Annotated in this window: 14 protein-coding genes and 1 tRNA gene; 10 read left to right on the forward strand and 5 right to left on the reverse strand. The window is 62.8% G+C overall.

Features of this window, described 5'->3' with window-relative positions:
- Positions 1 to 9: 9 nt before the first annotated feature.
- The 8 genes from BUB72_RS10295 (at position 10) to BUB72_RS10330 (ending at position 8,652) form a co-directional block, all read left to right on the forward strand.
- A complete protein-coding gene (locus BUB72_RS10295; RefSeq protein ID WP_073143590.1) occupies positions 10 to 939 on the forward strand; it encodes a phytanoyl-CoA dioxygenase family protein in 930 nt (309 codons plus the stop codon).
- 11 nt (positions 940 to 950) lie between these two features.
- The gene (locus BUB72_RS10300) at positions 951 to 2,453 is read left to right on the forward strand and encodes a UxaA family hydrolase (protein WP_073143593.1); all 1,503 of its coding nucleotides are present in this window, start codon (positions 951 to 953) and stop codon (positions 2,451 to 2,453) included.
- Positions 2,429 to 3,439, forward strand: a complete 1,011-nt coding sequence (locus tag BUB72_RS10305; protein WP_073143595.1) for a Gfo/Idh/MocA family protein — start codon at positions 2,429 to 2,431, stop codon at positions 3,437 to 3,439. The genes BUB72_RS10300 and BUB72_RS10305 overlap by 25 nt, the downstream gene beginning before the upstream one ends.
- Before the next feature lie 65 nt (positions 3,440 to 3,504).
- Positions 3,505 to 4,395, forward strand: coding sequence for a phytanoyl-CoA dioxygenase family protein (locus BUB72_RS10310; protein WP_245814797.1), 891 nt, complete (start codon positions 3,505 to 3,507; stop codon positions 4,393 to 4,395).
- On the forward strand, positions 4,392 to 5,501 hold the full coding sequence (locus BUB72_RS10315; protein ID WP_073143600.1) for an NAD(P)/FAD-dependent oxidoreductase: 1,110 nt from the start codon (positions 4,392 to 4,394) through the stop codon (positions 5,499 to 5,501). The genes BUB72_RS10310 and BUB72_RS10315 overlap by 4 nt, the downstream gene beginning before the upstream one ends.
- Positions 5,498 to 6,379: an NAD(P)-dependent oxidoreductase gene (locus BUB72_RS10320; protein WP_073143602.1), complete on the forward strand. Its 882-nt coding sequence runs from the start codon at positions 5,498 to 5,500 to the stop codon at positions 6,377 to 6,379. The genes BUB72_RS10315 and BUB72_RS10320 overlap by 4 nt, the downstream gene beginning before the upstream one ends.
- A 3-nt stretch (positions 6,380 to 6,382) precedes the next feature.
- A complete protein-coding gene (locus BUB72_RS10325) occupies positions 6,383 to 7,297 on the forward strand; it encodes a DMT family transporter (RefSeq protein ID WP_073143604.1) in 915 nt (304 codons plus the stop codon).
- A 338-nt stretch (positions 7,298 to 7,635) separates the two neighbouring features.
- The gene (locus BUB72_RS10330; RefSeq protein ID WP_073143606.1) at positions 7,636 to 8,652 is read left to right on the forward strand and encodes a Gfo/Idh/MocA family protein; all 1,017 of its coding nucleotides are present in this window, start codon (positions 7,636 to 7,638) and stop codon (positions 8,650 to 8,652) included.
- 35 nt (positions 8,653 to 8,687) lie between these two features.
- On the opposite strand, the gene BUB72_RS10335 is transcribed toward BUB72_RS10330, so the two are convergent.
- Genes BUB72_RS10335 through BUB72_RS10350 form a run of 4 tightly spaced genes read right to left on the reverse strand, consistent with a single transcriptional unit; the run spans position 8,688 to position 11,877 of the window.
- Positions 8,688 to 9,041, reverse strand: coding sequence for a DUF5368 domain-containing protein (locus tag BUB72_RS10335; RefSeq protein ID WP_073143608.1), 354 nt, complete (start codon positions 9,039 to 9,041; stop codon positions 8,688 to 8,690).
- Positions 9,042 to 9,053: 12 nt separating this feature from the next.
- Positions 9,054 to 10,370 carry an FAD-dependent oxidoreductase gene (locus BUB72_RS10340; protein ID WP_073143611.1) on the reverse strand — a complete coding sequence of 439 codons (1,317 nt, stop codon included), beginning with the start codon at positions 10,368 to 10,370 and terminating at the stop codon, positions 9,054 to 9,056.
- Between the two features lie 60 nt (positions 10,371 to 10,430).
- Positions 10,431 to 10,871: a hypothetical protein gene (locus tag BUB72_RS10345; RefSeq protein ID WP_342742161.1), complete on the reverse strand. Its 441-nt coding sequence runs from the start codon at positions 10,869 to 10,871 to the stop codon at positions 10,431 to 10,433.
- A 31-nt stretch (positions 10,872 to 10,902) separates the two neighbouring features.
- On the reverse strand, positions 10,903 to 11,877 hold the full coding sequence (locus BUB72_RS10350) for an SLAC1 anion channel family protein (protein ID WP_073143613.1): 975 nt from the start codon (positions 11,875 to 11,877) through the stop codon (positions 10,903 to 10,905).
- 212 nt (positions 11,878 to 12,089) lie between these two features.
- Between BUB72_RS10350 and BUB72_RS10355 the strand changes: the two genes are divergently transcribed.
- Positions 12,090 to 12,163, forward strand: a tRNA-Gly gene (locus BUB72_RS10355).
- Positions 12,164 to 12,294: 131 nt separating this feature from the next.
- Positions 12,295 to 13,740 (forward strand): xylulokinase, encoded by a 1,446-nt coding sequence (gene xylB / locus BUB72_RS10360; protein WP_073143615.1) that lies wholly within the window; start codon positions 12,295 to 12,297, stop codon positions 13,738 to 13,740.
- Here the strand turns inward: xylB and acdA are convergent.
- Positions 13,734 to 14,930 carry a 3-sulfinopropanoyl-CoA desulfinase gene (gene acdA, locus BUB72_RS10365; RefSeq protein WP_073143617.1) on the reverse strand — a complete coding sequence of 399 codons (1,197 nt, stop codon included), beginning with the start codon at positions 14,928 to 14,930 and terminating at the stop codon, positions 13,734 to 13,736. The two genes, xylB and acdA, sit on opposite strands and share 7 nt — an antisense overlap.
- Positions 14,931 to 14,986 lie beyond the last annotated feature (56 nt).

Genomic DNA, 14,986 nt, shown 5'->3' on the forward strand with positions numbered 1-14,986 from the left:
GAGTGCACCATGCTCAGCACAGACCAGATCGCTGCGTACACTCGGGACGGCTATCTGGTCGTCCCTGATGTGGTGCCGCAAGACGTGCTGGACCGTGTGCGGGCGGAATATGCGGGGCTTCTGGGCGACCTTTATGCGAAGTGGGATTTGCCCGAGGCACACAGCTTCGAGGACAAGCTCATCACCGCCTACCGCGCGGGCCGCGACTGGTTCCAGCCGATGGATATCTCCCTGCCGGGCGACCGCATCGCCGCCGACACGCCAATGCATTTCGGCCCCGCCGTGTTCGAGATGGCAACGCATGCCCGCCTGCTCGATATGGTCGAGGATTTGATCGGGCCGGAGATCACCTCCAATCCCATCCAGCACGTGCGCATCAAGCCCCCTGCGACCGAGTTGAACGCCGACGAGGTACGCGCGCATATCACCTCCACCGACTGGCATCAGGACCGCGCCGTGGCCCTGGAGGAGGCTGACCAGACCGACATGGTCACCGTTTGGCTCGCCGTCACCGACGCCACCATCGAGAACGGCTGCCTGAAGGTGCAGCCCTTCAATGGCCCGCAAGATATCTTGCCCCATTGCCCGAAAAAGCAGACCGCCATTGCGGATCAGTTCATCGACGAGGAGGGCGCAGTGCCACTGCCCGTGCCATCCGGCTGCGCGGTTCTGTTCCACCCGCTGGTCCCGCATGCGTCGCTGCCGAACACATCGCAAGGCATCCGTTGGTCGTTCGATCTGCGTTTCAACAAATCCGGCCAGCCCACGGGCCGCGGCCATTTTCCCGACTTCATCGCTCGCTCCCGTGCAAACCCTGAAACCGAGCTACACGACTGGAAAGCATGGCGCAGCATGTGGGAAGACGCCCGCGCGCGCCTTGCCGCCGAGCCTCATATCGACATTCACCGCTGGACCTCCGACGCGCCTTATTGCGCCTGAAAGTAGACCCCATGAAAGATACCATTCGCCTAGACGCAGACGACAATGTCGTCACCGCCACCCGTGCCTTGGAAGCGGGGGTGTCCGTCGAGGACGTCACCACCACCGGCCTGATCCCGTCGGGCCACAAGATCGCGACACGGCCCATCAGGGCCGGGGAGCAGATCCGCAAATACGCGCAGATGATCGGGGTGGCTTCGACCGATATCGCGGCGGGCGATCATGTTCACACCCACAATTGCGACTTCGTGCCAACCGCGCAGAATTACGAGTTCGGCACCGACATGCGCCCTGTCATGCCCGCGACGGGCGACACCTTCATGGGCTACCGCCGCGACAATGGCTCCGTGGGCACGCGCAACTACATCGCCATCGTCACCTCGGTAAACTGCTCCGCCACCGCCGCGCGGCGCATCTCTGATTACTTCACGCCCGAGCGCTTGAAAGACTACCCCAATGTCGACGGCGTCTGCGCCTTCGTGCACGGCACCGGCTGCGGCATGGCAGGCGACGGCGACGGGTTCGAGGCTTTGCAGCGCGTCATGTGGGGCTACGCCCGCCACCCGAACCACGCAGGGGTTTTGATGGTCGGCCTGGGCTGCGAGATGAACCAGATCGACTGGCTGCTGGACGCCTATGGGCTGAAGCAAAATGACACGTTTCAGGTGATGAACATTCAAGGTGTGGCGGGTCTGCAAAAGACCATTGAGCTGGGCATCAAGAAGGTCGAGGCGATGCTGCCCATTGCCAATCAGGCGACGCGCAGCGAGTGTCCTGTGTCGGAATTGAAGGTCGCGCTGCAATGCGGTGGCTCTGACGCTTGGTCGGGTGTCACCGCCAATCCCGCGCTGGGCTACGCCTGCGACCTGCTCGCGGCCCAAGGCGGTACGGGCGTGCTGGCGGAAACGCCGGAAATCTACGGGGCCGAACACCTGCTCACCCGCCGCGCGATGTCGCCCGAGGTGGGCCAAAAACTCATCGCCCTGATCGAGTGGTGGAAGGACTACACCGAGCGCAACAAAGGCTCCATGGACAACAACCCAAGCCCCGGCAACAAGAAAGGCGGGCTGACCACGATCCTTGAGAAGTCGCTGGGGGCTGCGGCCAAGGGCGGCACCTCACCGCTGACGGGCGTCTATAAATACGCGGAGCCGGTAACCGCCAAAGGCTTCACTTTCATGGACAGCCCCGGCTACGATCCAGCCTCCGTCACGGGGCAGATCGCAGGCGGCTGTCAGGTGGTGGTGTTCACCACAGGGCGCGGCTCGGCCTTCGGTTCGAAGCCCAGCCCGACCATCAAAGTCTCCACCAACACCGAGATGTATAAACGCATGACCGACGATATGGACGTGAACGCAGGCGACATGCTGACCGCTGGCGTGTCGTTGGAGGAGAAGGGCCGCGAGATATACGAGCTGATCTTGAGGGTGGCCTCTGGCGAAGTGTCCAAATCCGAGGCGCAGGGCTTGGGCGACTTCGAGTTCGTCCCATGGCAGATCGGCGCGGTGATGTAGTGCGGCTGCTGGTTGCGGGCATAGGTCTGATCGGCGCGCGGCATCTGGCGCATGCGCTGGAGATGCCGCAGGTCGACGTGGTCGGCGTCATCGACCCGCAACTGACGCAAGACCATGTGCCGCATTTCGACAGCATCGACGCGGTGGATGTGGAGGCCGATGCTATCGTGATCGCCACGCCCTCGCATCTACACGCGGACCACGCCGAGGCTGCTGCGGCGCGGGGGTGGCATATGCTCATCGAAAAACCTGTGGCCCATTCGCTGGACGCCGCCGACCGGATCATTGCAGCAGCCGAGCGGGCAGGGGTACAGACGCTTGTGGGCCATCACCGCCGCCACCACGCGGCGGTGGCAAAGCTGAAAGAGATGCAGGACGATGGCGCTATCGGGACGCCAGTTCTGGCGTCGATGATCTGGGCGCTGAAAAAGCCCGATCCATATTTCGACGTTCCGTGGAGGGCAGGGCCGGACGGCTCGCCCGTGCTGATAAATCTGGTGCATGAGGTCGACCTGCTGCGGCACTTGTTCGGCGAGGTCGCTTCCGTGCATGGCATCGGTTCCAACGCGCAACGCGGGGCGGCGCGGGTGGAAAGCGGTACGGCGCTTCTGGGGTTTGACGGCGGATTGGCGGCGAGCATCAGTTTCGCCGACACCACGGCATCGCCCTACAGCTTCGAGGCGGGGACGGGGGAGAACCCGAATATCGCGACCACGGGCGAGGATTACCTGCGTATTTGCGGCACCGAAGGGGCTGTCGCTTTCCCGTCGCTGACTGTCTGGTCGGGGGCGGCGGACTGGTCGCAGGAGCCTCAACGCGCGGAGCATGGCGTCGCGCCCAATGTACCGCTGGTGGCGCAGCTGGAGCATTTCGCGCAGGTTTGCGCAGGTAAAGCAGCGCCGTTGGTCTCGGCTTTGGAAGGGCGAAAAACCTTGGAGACGACGTTGAGAATAGAGGCGGCGGTGGCCCCGGGCACGGGCGGCTGACCTCGCCTGCGGCCTCGGCCCACCCACCCGCGCGATCCCGTTATGGGCGCAAAACCGGAGGACAGATGAGTATGGAAACACTGACGCAATCCCAGAAGGACTTCTATGACGAGAACGGCTACCTCGTGCTGGAGAAGCGCATCCCTGACAGCATCCTAGCCAGCCTGCGCGCCGAAATCGCCAAGTATCAGGAACAGGCCAAAAGCCTGTCTGAGAGCACCGACCAGATTGATCTGGAGGACAGCCACACGCCGGAAACCCCGCGCGTGCGGCGTATCAAGCTGCCGCATACCCATAACAAGGTGATGCGCGATTTGATGTATTCCGACCTGATACTTGCCCCCGCCCGCGACTTGATCGGGCCGGACCTGCGGCTGCACACGACCAAGTTGAACATGAAATCGGCAGGCTTCGGCGCGGCGGTGGAATGGCATCAGGACTTCGCATTTTATCCGCACACCAATGACGACGTGCTGGCGATCGCGGTGATCCTCGACGACATGGAAAGCGAAAACGGCCCGCTGATGGTCTTCCCCGGCTCGCACAAACACCCGATCTATGACCACCATGTCGATGGGGTGTTTGCAGGTGCCATGGACCTTGCCGCCAGCGGCTTCGACATGAAGGACGCGGTGGAGTTGAAGGGGCCAGCCGGCTCGGTGTCGATCCATCACGGGCGGATCGTGCATGGCTCGGCGCTCAACCAGTCGACCCGCGACCGCCGCCTGCTGTTTTATGAAATGATGGCAGCGGATGCGTTCCCGATCATGGGCTCGCTAACCCGCTGGAGCGACATCAAGGACTACAACGACCGCATGCTGTGCGGAGATCCGACACTGGAGCCGCGGGTGCAAAGCATCGGCGCGCGTATCCCCGCGCCACTGCCGACGGACAACTTCACGATTTACGAAATCCAGAAGCGCCTTCACGCGCGGTCTTTCGAGGTGGCCAAGTGAGCATTGCCGTCATCGGTCGGGGGCTTTGGGGTGCGGCGGCGGCGCGGCATCTGGCGATGGCGGGGGAGGACGTGACGTTGATCGGCCCGCCCGAGCCACACGACAAGCGAAGCCACGCAGGCGTGTTCGGCTCGCATTATGACGAGGGGCGGATCACCCGCAAAAATGCGCTGGATGAATACTGGGTCGGAGTCTCGACGACGGCCATCGACCGGTATTCCGAGATCGAACGCCAAAGCGGCATCCGCTTTTACACTGAAACCGGCGCGGTGATGGCGGGGGGCGAAGGCTTCATGGCCCGCGTCGATGTGGGCCGCCTGAAGCACAATGTTCCATGTGATGTGCTGGACCACCAAGAGCTGGCGCAACGGTTCCCGTTCTTCCGCTTTCCCGCCCACTTCACCGGCTATCATGAACCCACCCGCGCGGGCCATGTCAGTCCGCGCAATCTGGTCGCGGCCCAGACCAAGGCGGCGCAAACTTTCAACGCCAAGCTGGTGGAGGAAACCGTCACGGGGCTGGACGAGCGCGGCGACCATGTGGAGGTGACCACCGATCAGGGCCGCCACCGTTTCGACCACGTTCTGGTCGCCGCTGGCTACAACACCGATACGGTTCTGGCGCGCCCGCCAAAGCTGGACGTCTATGCGCGCACAGTCGCGTTCTTTGAGGTGAGCGAGGCGGAGGCCGCGCGGCTGAGCGCGATGCCGACGCTCGTCTATGACACGCCGGAGGACCCGTATCTCCTGCCGCCGATCCGCTACCCGGACGGGAAGCTCTACATCAAACTGGGGGGCGATCCGGAAGATGTGCCCTTGGTCACAGAGACAAATATCCGCGACTGGTTCCAAGCGGGCGGCAACGCGCAGGTTCGCGATCACCTGCACGCGATGATCCGGACCCTGATGCCGGAGCTTGACATACTAGCTGTAAGCATGGAGGCCTGCGTGACCTCTTGGACGCAGGACCGGCTGCCGGAGATCGCGCGACTGTCCGACCGCCTTGTGGTTTGCACAGGCGGCAACGGGGCAGGGGCCAAATGCAGCGACGAGATTGGCCGCCAAGGGGCGGCGCTGATATTAAATGAAACTGGAGTGAACAGATGAGCAAAATCGGATTTATCGGCCTTGGCCTGATGGGCGGCGCAATGGTGGGGCGGTTGCAGGACAAGGGCCACGATCTGGTGGTTTTGGGCAACCGCGACCGCACCTATCTGGATCAGGCACTCGCACGCGGCGCGACTGAGGCCGCAAACGCGCGGGAGGTGGCGGAAGCCTGTGACATCGTGATGCTGTGCATGGGCACATCAGATCAGGTCGAAGGCCGGATGCACGGCGACGCCGGTGTGATCGCAGGTCTGAAACCCGGCACGGTCGTGCTTGATTTCGGCACCTCGCTGCCCGCCTCGACCAAAGCCTTGGGCGAGGAGGTCGCGGCCGCAGGTGGTGCCTATCTGGACGCGCCATTGGGCCGCACGCCATCCCACGCCAAGGACGGTTTGCTCAATATCATGTGCGCAGGCGACAAGGCGGCGTTCGACAAGGTCAAACCTGTGCTGGACGATCTGGGCGAAAATGTCTTCCATCTGGGCGCGCTTGGCTCCGGCCACACGATCAAGCTGATCAACAACTTCTTCGGCATGACCGTGGCCAATGCCATGGCCGAGGCGTTCGCGATGGCAGACGTGCAAGGCGTCGATCGCAAGGGGCTTTATGACGTGATGAGCGCAGGCCCGCTGCATTCCGGCATGATGGATTTCGTCAAGGGCTACGGGGTCGATGGTGACCCGAACCAGCTGGCCTTCGCGATCAAGAACGCCGCCAAGGATGTGGGGTATTACGCCAAGATGGCGGATGACGCAGGGGTGGATTCGATCATGTCGAAAAGTACCCTGAAAGCCTTGGAAACCGCCCGCGACGAGGGTCACGGCGAGGACATGGTGTCCCAGATGGTGGACTTCTATGCCGCCAAGATGAAGCCGTAAAACATGAGCCGCGTCGCCGTTCCAGCACTGGAAGATCGCGCAACCCTTGGCATCGGAATGATGCTGGCGGCGTGGCTGTTTTTCTCGATGATCGACACCTCGGTGAAGTGGCTGGTGCTGGCGGGGTTACCGGCGTTGCAGCTGGCCTTCATGCGCTATGTCGGGCATTTCGTCATCTCCACATGGCTGGTGGCGCGCGGCGGCATGGACGTCGAGCGCTTCAAGACCGACCGTCTGGGGCTGGTGTTGTTCCGCGCCTATCTGCTGACCTCGTCGACCGCGTTGAACTTCATCGCGCTGATCTACCTGCCGCTGACGGTGACCGCGTCGATCATGTTCACCTCGCCCATTTTGGTGTGCCTTCTGGGCTGGCCCTTGCTGGGCGAACGCGCGGGGCCATGGCGCATCTTCGGCATCCTTCTGGGCTTTGTCGGCGTGCTGGTGGTGATGCGGCCCTTCGGGACAGAGTTCCATTGGGCCATGCTCTTGTCGCTCAACAACGCGCTGGCAATGGCGCTTTATTCGATCCTGACGCGCAAGTTGTCCGGGGTGGTGTCGACCGAAATCATGCAGTTCTATATGGGGCTGTTCGGCACGGTGGTTTTGCTGCCCACGGCGATCTGGACATGGACCAACCCCACGACGACACTGGATTGGGTGCTGCTGGTCCTGCTGGGGGTCTTCGGCTGGGCAGGTCACGAGCTTCTGACCCGCGCCCACCGCTTCGCCACGGCGAACACGTTGATGCCTTATGCGTATTTCTTCCTGCTGTTCCTGTCGATTTCCAGCTACCTGATCTGGGGCCATATCCCCGATGCCGCGACGCTGATCGGGGCGGCGATCATCATCGGCTCCGGCCTGTTGATCTGGGTGCGCACGCGCAAGCGCGCGGTGCTGCGCACGCCGCCCGGCGTGTAGCACCGCACGCTTGGTTAACGCAGTCTCAACGGGAGGGGCGTAGAACATCTCTCGACGTCACAAGAGTGGTTAATCAGGATCCCGCCAGCCGGCCGCGACCAGCATGGGCAGCGGGGCATCCGATCAAATCGCGCGATACAAATCCGGCAAAAAGCCGGACGGGATGCGGGGGTAAAACCCTGTCCGGCAGCACACCACGCTTCGGCGGCGCCGCCACCCTTACTACTTCCGAATAGAGCATTTTTGCCCACCCTCGATGGTTTCATACCAGCTCGGGGGCTTGTGGCGTTGACCCGTCCCACGGTTTGGCGCACGGTCCACCCGACTGGGAGGATCACATGAAGAACGCCGTATTGTTCGGGGTGGGCATGGTGTCGGACACACATCGTCTGGCGCTGGAGGCGTCCTCGCACGCACGCTTGGCCGCTGTCTGCGCCCGCAGATCGGAGCGCGCCGCTGCCTTTGCCGAAACGCATGGATTGCGGGCGGTCACGCTGGCCGAAGCCTGCGCCGATCCCGACCTTGATTTCGCCATTGTCGCCACACCGCCCAATGCCCGCACGGAGATCGTCGCGGCACTGGTGCAGGCGGGCAAGCCCATCTTGATGGAAAAGCCTGTCGAGCGCGGCCTGACCGCCGCGACCGCCCTTGTGGAGCGTTGCGAAGCAGCGGGTGTGCCGCTTGGCATCGTCTTTCAACACCGGATGCGGGAGGCGTCACAAAAGCTGACCCAGCTCATGGCGGAGGGCGCGCTTGGTCCGTTGGCGATGGCCCAGATCGACGTGCCTTGGTGGCGTGATCAGGACTATTACAGCACTCCCGGTCGCGGCACGATTGCGCAAGATGGCGGCGGAGTGCTGATCACGCAGGCGATCCATACGCTTGATCTGGCGCTGTCGCTTACCGGCCCCGTGTCGCAGGTGCAGGCACTGGCGCGCACGACCAAGTTGCACAAGATGGAGGCCGAAGACGTCGTGGCCGCAGGGCTCGACTTTGCGAACGGCGCAGTGGGCACACTGACCGCCACCACGGCGGCGTTCCCGGGGACGGCGGAAAGCATCACGCTCCATTGCGCCGATGCCTCCGCGCGTTTGCAATCGGGGGAGCTGCATATTCACTGGCAGGATGGCCGCCATGAGACGTTCGGCGAAAACACCGAGACCGGCGGCGGGGCCGACCCGATGGCCTTCACCCATGCGTGGCATCAAGGCGTGCTTGATGACTTCGTGCAAGCCTTGGACGCGGGCCGCCCGCCCCTTGTGACAGGCCGCGCGGCGCTGAAAACACATGCGCTGATTGAGGCGCTGATGGATTCCTCGCTGGAAGGCAAACGCATGAAGGTCCGGAACGTCTAGGCCTTAAGCCGCAGCCCTAGGGCTGAGTTTACCCGTCACTGTTCCGGTGTTTTGCGCACCAGAGATTGCGCGGTGTAGACGAGGATCGCAGACCCGACCGCCCCCATCGCCGCAATTCCCAGCAGCACGATGACGTCAATCGGCCCGCCAATGTCGCGCAGGCCGGAATGGGTCATCGCCTGCACGAACACCACCGCAAGCACCGCGCCGAACGGCATCGAAAGCTGCGCCCACAGGAATTTGCGCATCGACAATTCTCGATCACGGATCAGCACGTAAAGATAGGCCAGCGTGACGACGACCGCCGCCACGACCATTGCCCAAAACAGGCCGCGCCCGAAGATTTCCTCGAACACGGCGAACATGGTTTCGAATGTCAGTTGTTCCATGGGGCGTCCTCCTCAGGCTTTGCCGCGCAGCATTGCGTTATAGGTGGCTTTCAGCGCCACCTCCTTCATCAACCAGCTGATCCACAGCTCCTCCAGCGGTGCGATCATGCCGGGGAATGACGGGGTCAGGTTGTTGTTGTAGTCGAACTCGACCAGCATCGCGCGACCCACACGGGTGATCAGCGGGCAGGAGGTGTAGCCGTTATAGCTGGCACTGCCTTCGCGCCCTTCGATGGCGGCGATCAGGTGGTCCTCGACCACCGGCACCTGCCATTTCACCGAGGCCGCGGTTTTGCCTTTCGGCACGCCAGCCACATCGCCCAAGGCGAATATTTCGGGGTAGCGCAGATGGCGCAGGGAATGCTTGTCCACCTCGACCCAGCCCTGATCGGTCCATTTGTCGGCCCAGCTCAGGCCGGACTGGCGGATCACCTCCGGCGCGCGCTGCGGCGGGATGACATGGAGGTAGTCATAGGCCATTTCCGCGTCGCCCTCCGGCGTCGCGAAGGTTGCGCGCTTTTTGCCCGGATCAACGGCTTTCAGCACATGGCTGTAATGCGGGGTGATGCCGCGATCGGTGAACAGCATCCGCACTTTCTCGGAGACAATCGGCACCCCGAACAGCGCGCCATCATGGGCCGCGTAATGCATTTGGTGCTTGCCTGCGCCCGCTGTCCGTGTGGCGATGTCCTCGATCAGGAACGTATGCTTGAGCGGCGCGCCCGCGCATTTCATTTCCGTGGCGGGACGGGTGAAAATGCCGACGCCGCCGTCTTCTGCAAACTTAGACGCGGCCTCCCATGTCTTGGCGGCGTATTGCGGCCCCGCATACAGCGCGCCTATGCCGTTGGTGCCAACCAGATCCAGCGAGAACCCCTCAATGGCGTTATGGTCCAGCACAAGGCCGGGTGCCACGACAAGGAAGTCATACGGCACAGTTGTGCCGCCGGTCGTGTCCACGGTCTTGGCAATCGGGTCAATGGCGGCGGCGGCCTCTGCGATATGCGTGATCCCTTTGGGCAGCCATTGGGTGGTTTTCGACTGCGTGTAGGACGCGGGCTTGAGCCCTGCGGCCACCAGCGACAAACCGGGCTGGTACAGATGCACCGCACTGGGGTCGAGGATGGTGATGTCCGCGCCGTCCAGCCGGTCCATCAAGCGGTTGACCAGCGACGTCCCCGCAGCACCTGCGCCGATCATCACGATGCGGGCCTTGGTCTGGAGCTTGGCGGCAGATGCGGGCTGCACCGCCGCCGCCGTTGCCAATCCCCCCGCGATAAGGCCCAGAAAGGCGCGGCGCGAGCTGTGCAGATCATGTAGGTCGGTCATTGTCGTCTCCCTTGAAGGTGCCCGTATGCCACAAGGGCACACGGGTGTGAGTGGCCGTCTCTAGAAGCTCATCACGGTGGTGTCGTCGCCAACTATCGCGGCCCCCATTGCGTCCGGGGCAGCGGCGGTGACGCCGTCCAGCAACACGGAAGCATCAGCCCCCTTGCCGGGCAGATAGATCGCGCAGACCTGAACTTTCAGCCCCTGTTTTTCCATCAGCATTTTCATCAGGCCTTGCGGGCTGACGTCTTTTGGCGGCTGACCTGTCGTGGCAGACGCAGGCGCGTCCTTCAGCGCGATGTCACCGGCAGGGCCACAAAGCAGCACCTCGGCTGACGACCCCGCGGCCATGGCGTTCATGGTCAGGACCATTGCCATCAGCTGGGTCTGTGGCTCGGGGGCGGTCAGGATGGTGATCAGCTTGTTCGGGTCATCCGCTTGGGCCGACGTGGCCAGCCCCAACGCAAGTGCGGATGAGGTGAGGAATTTGGAAATACGCATTTGGATACTCCTTTGATGCGTTGAGAAACCTTTATTCAGGGACGCAGATCGCGCCCGCGCGCACTGCCATGGCCGTGCGCCAGATCAGCCCGAAGATGACGACCACCAGCAGCGCCAGAAGCCCTGCGCCGATCCAGCGATGGGCGTCGGAGCCTGCCGCATGGGCGTAGCCGAAACTGGCGATGGACAGCGCCGCGATGGGGAAGGACAGCGCCCACCACGACAGCGCGAAGGGCAGGTTCCGCAGCTTGGACGCCTGCGTGGTGACAAGCAGCGCGAATATGTAACCGGCGTTCAGCAAGACCTGCCCGAACGGCCCGACCTCGCCTTCCAGACGCACCCACGCAGTGAAGGCCACTGCAGGGGGCGCCACGAGGATCATCAGTGTCGGCACCATTTTCCCCGGCATCGGGTCATGGAACATCAGGCGGTTCATCACCAAGGTCAGCAGGATGATCCAGAAGATCAGCCCGCCGGAGAAGAACAACCACGACAGCTCCACATACCCCAGTTTGGCCCCTGCCAATGGCACGATGACGTTGCCCACCGCTGGGATGAACCACGCTGGCGTCATCATCCCTGTCTGGAATGACCGGTGACCAATCCACGCGGACAACACCGACAGCGCAAGCACGCCTTGCAGGCCGGTCCCGAGCAGCCATAACGGCTCCGCCAATGCAGGCGCGGTTTCCACCAGCGCCGTGGCGAGCAACAGCAGCGAGATAGAGACCGCAGGAAAGAAGGCGATCTTCACCGGATGGTGCCAGTCCGCCGCCACCTCGGCGGGGTGGCGCAGGGCTTTGGCGATGTAGCCCGCAGAGATCGCGGTCAGCAAAAGCACCGAGAAGACCAGCACGGCCTGCGACAGCGTGTGGCTTCGGGCGAAGGTTGTTTCAGCGGCCCGAACGGCAAGGGTGAAGCCCATCATGCCCATGCCGATGGCGAAAAAGGTGATGGGAAAGTTGGCGAGCCGCGTCTGGCTCGGAACTGCTGCGGAAACGGACATGATCAGACCTCTGGCGGCGCGAGACGACTCGCCTTCTATAAATTCCATTTAGTGAATATAAAGAAATCGCACCCGCAGCATTGATCTGGGTCAATCAGGATCAAGGCATGAACGATGCGACGCGCCTTCGATTTTGAAGCCTGTCACCGCGCTGGACGGGTATTCCGCGCTTGACGCCCATCAGCCCATAAAATATAGCCTGAAACCTCTGAGCGGGTATGGTGAAATGGTATCATAAGAGCCTTCCAAGCTTAAGGTGCGGGTTCGATTCCCGCTACCCGCTCCAGAATTCCCCACAGTAGCGAACCGCCTCACAACGCTGCATAATTTGCAGTGCCGTTGCCGTTGAATGATCGTTCAAATCCTCTACAAAGATGCATCGGCATGGCCGGTGAGCGGTAACGGAAGGGCAACGACATGACGTATCTTGGGATTGATCTGGGCACTTCTGGGCTGCGTGCTTTGCTGGTCGCCGCTGACGGGCAAATGATCGGAGCCGCCGAACACCACTACGAGGTGGCGCATCCCCATTCCGGCTGGTCCGAACAAAACCCCGCCGATTGGATTGCCGCACTGGACGCTGCGATGGACGAGCTGCGATCTACCCATCCCGAGTTTGCCGCGCTTAAAGGTATCGGCGTTGCGGGGCATATGCACGGCGCGACCTTGCTGGACGATGCGGGCTCCGTGCTGCGCCCATGCATCTTGTGGAACGATACCCGTGCATCGGCGGAGGCCGCGCGGCTGGATGGCACCGACAAGGTACGCGCGCTGTCCGGCAACATCGTCTTTCCCGGCTTCACCGCCCCCAAGCTTGATTGGGTCCGCACCCACGAGCCGGAGGTTTTCGCCAAGACCGCCCGCGTGCTGCTGCCCGCCGCCTACCTCAACTACTATCTGACCGGAGACTACGTGGCCGACATGTCAGACAGCGCGGGCACTGCTTGGCTGGATGTGGGCAAGCGTGACTGGTCGGACCACCTGCTTGAGGTCGGCCATATGCGCCGTGACCAGATGCCAAGGCTTGTTGAAGGGTCGCAGGCGGCAGGTTTGCTGCGCGGCGACCTTGCAGCGAAATGGGGCGTGTCGGACGTGACGATTGCGGGCGGTGCTGGCGACAACGCCGCTGCCGCTTGCGGGATCGGGGCGATGGACGAGGGGCAGGGCTTTGTGTCCCTTGGCACCTCCGGCGTGGTGCTGGCCGCGCGGGACGGCTACCGCCCTGCGCCGGAAACAGCGTTGCATACCTTCTGCCACGCGGTGCCGGATCGCTGGTATCAGATGGGGGTGATGTTGTCGGCAACCGACAGCCTGAACTGGCTGGCGCGGATCACCGGAACCTCCCCGAAAGAGTTGACCGCAGGCTTGGGCGAGGAGCAGCAAAAGCCCGGCTCGGTGTGTTTCCTGCCCTACCTCTCTGGCGAACGCACACCGCATAATGACGCGGAAATTCGCGGCAGTTTTACGGGACTGTCCGCAGGGACCACGCGCGACGACATGACCCGCGCGGTACTGGAAGGGGTAGCGTTCGGGTTGCGTGACAGTTTCGAGGCGTTGAAATCCACAGGGGCCAATCTGGAACAACTGATCGCCATCGGCGGCGGCACCGGCTCGCGCTATTGGTTGCATTTGATCGCGACAGTGCTGGGCGTGCCGTTGGCCTTGCCTGCGGGCGGTGAATTCGGGGCCGCGCTGGGGGCCGCGCGATTGGGGATGGGGGCGACAGGGGCGTCACTCGAGCAGATCATGGCCACACCGGAAATCAGCGAAATTATCGAGCCGGACCGTGCGTTGCAGGCGGAGTATGACGCGGCTTATGAGAAGTTTCGCGCCGCCTATCCGGTCATCAAAAAGGCTCAGTAACCGCCGCGCGTTTGCGGCGTGCGGATGCCCAAGATGCTGCCCGCGACCTGCGTGCGCAGGATCTGCGCGGTGCCGCCGCCGATGGTGAACATGCGCACGTCGCGATACATCCGCTCCAGAGGCTCGTCCGAGCCGTAGCCCCGCGCGCCGAACATTTGCAGCGCGTCATTGACCACCTTGATCGCCGCCTCGGAGGCGAACAGTTTGGCCCGCGCCGCCATAGCGATGTCGGGGAAGGGGGACCCGTTGGGGCCACGCGATTGTGCGGCCTCGTGCAGCATCAACCGCGACGCGTGGACGGATGCGTCCATATCCGCCAGCATCCATTGCAAGCCTTGAAATTCCGCCAGCGGGCGGCCGAATTGTTCACGCTCCAGTAGGTAGCGTTTGGCGTGCTCCAGCGCGCCTGCGGCGACACCCATGGCGATGGTTCCCGCGCCGACGCGCTGGCTGTTATAGGCGTTCATCAGGTCGGCAAAACCGCGCTTGAAGCCCGACGGCGGGCGCAGCACAAGGGCGTCTTCGATGAACACATCGTCGAATTTCAAAGTCGTCTCCGGCATGCCACACAGCCCCATCGTCCGCTCGCGCGAGACGACGGTGAAGCCGTCATGGTCCATGCCGTTTCCAGCATCCTGACACATGATGAAGCCGCCGATGCCCTGCTCCTCACCTGCCTTGTCCAGCACGCGGGCAAAAACCAGATGCAGCTTGGAAACCCCTCCGCCGGTGATCCAGTGCTTGGTGCCGGTCAGCACATAACCCCCATCAACGCGCTGCGCGGTGGTGGTCATCTGCGTGGCTGCACTGCCCGCGTCCGGCTCGCTGATGCAGATCGCGGGCTTGTCGCCTGCCAGCACGTAAGGCGCGACGAATTCTTTTTGCGCTTCGGTCCCGTAGGCCATGATCGCGCTGATGCCGCCCATGTTCGCCTCGACCACAATGCGGGCGGTCAGGGTGCAGGCTTTGGCCAGTTCCTCCACCACGATCACGGTGTCCAACCACGACGCGCCTTGGCCGCCATAGCGCGTGGGCAGCGTCATGCCCATCAGACCCGCGTTGGTCAGATCGGAGATGTTGTCCCAGCAATAGGTCCGCTCTTGGTCCCACTTCGCGGCGCGGGGGGCGAATTTGGTGGCAAGATCGCGCGCGATGGCGCGAAAGGACTCGGAGGAGGATGTGTGTTTCATAACGCGAGTGTGAGGTCTATGCTTTTCCAAAACAATCTAATAAGAATGAAATCTAA

This window comes from Litoreibacter ascidiaceicola (assembly GCF_900129235.1).
Classification (GTDB): Bacteria; Pseudomonadota; Alphaproteobacteria; order Rhodobacterales; family Rhodobacteraceae; genus Litoreibacter; species Litoreibacter ascidiaceicola.